This window comes from Chitinivibrio alkaliphilus ACht1, from assembly GCF_000474745.1.
GTDB lineage: Bacteria > Fibrobacterota > Chitinivibrionia > Chitinivibrionales > Chitinivibrionaceae > Chitinivibrio > Chitinivibrio alkaliphilus.
Window position 1 is genome coordinate 1 of the sequence record NZ_ASJR01000074.1, and the last position, 746, is coordinate 746.

Annotated in this window: 1 protein-coding gene; it reads right to left on the reverse strand. The window is 47.5% G+C overall.

Annotated features, from left to right (window positions below; translation table 11 throughout):
* On the reverse strand, positions 1–745 hold a 745-nt coding region (locus CALK_RS11685; RefSeq protein ID WP_034638415.1), incomplete at its 3' end, for a flagellin N-terminal helical domain-containing protein.
* Position 746 lies beyond the last annotated feature (1 nt).

Below are 746 nucleotides of genomic sequence, written 5' to 3' on the forward strand. Positions count from 1 at the left end.
GGAGAATGTTTGTTTTGGTAAACTCTTCCATCTCTCCAGCCATATCAACATCCCGAATTCGAGATTCCGCAGCTTGGAGATTCTCTGCAGAGTTGTCCGCGTTTTTAATCGTATGTTCCAATCTGTTCTGCAACGCCCCGAGGTTTGACCGCTCTTCCGATACCGAAAGGATAGCATCGTTGATGAGCTGGATTGCCACGGATTGGTCAGCAAGAATGTTGTTGTCTGCCACTTCGTGTACACCGAGGGCAGAAGCTTGCATATCGTTAATACTCAAGCTTATCACCTGTCCACTATTTGCCCCAACTTGGAAATGGAGACTTTCAGCGGTGCCGTCAAGCAGAGTTTGTGTGTTAAACTCAGTTTGCTCGGCAATACGGTCAATTTCCTCAGCAAGTTGTTCCACCTCAGCCTGTATGGCTTCGCGATCCTTGGTAACATTGGTGTCATTTGATGCTTGTACTGCCAGTTCACGCATTCGTTGAAGAATTGCGTGGGTTTCGTTGAGGGCCCCTTCGGCAGTTTGTATTAATGAAACCCCGTCTTGAGAGTTTCGAGAACCTTGCTGAAGGCCACGTACCTGCCCCCGCATTTTTTCAGAAATAGCAAGTCCTGCAGCATCATCTCCAGCTCGATTGATCCGAAACCCCGAGGAGAGTTTCTCCAGGGATTTGGAGTTGTTGTGTGAGTTGATACCGAGTTGTCTGTTGGCATTCATTGCCATAATGTTGTTGTTAATACGCATA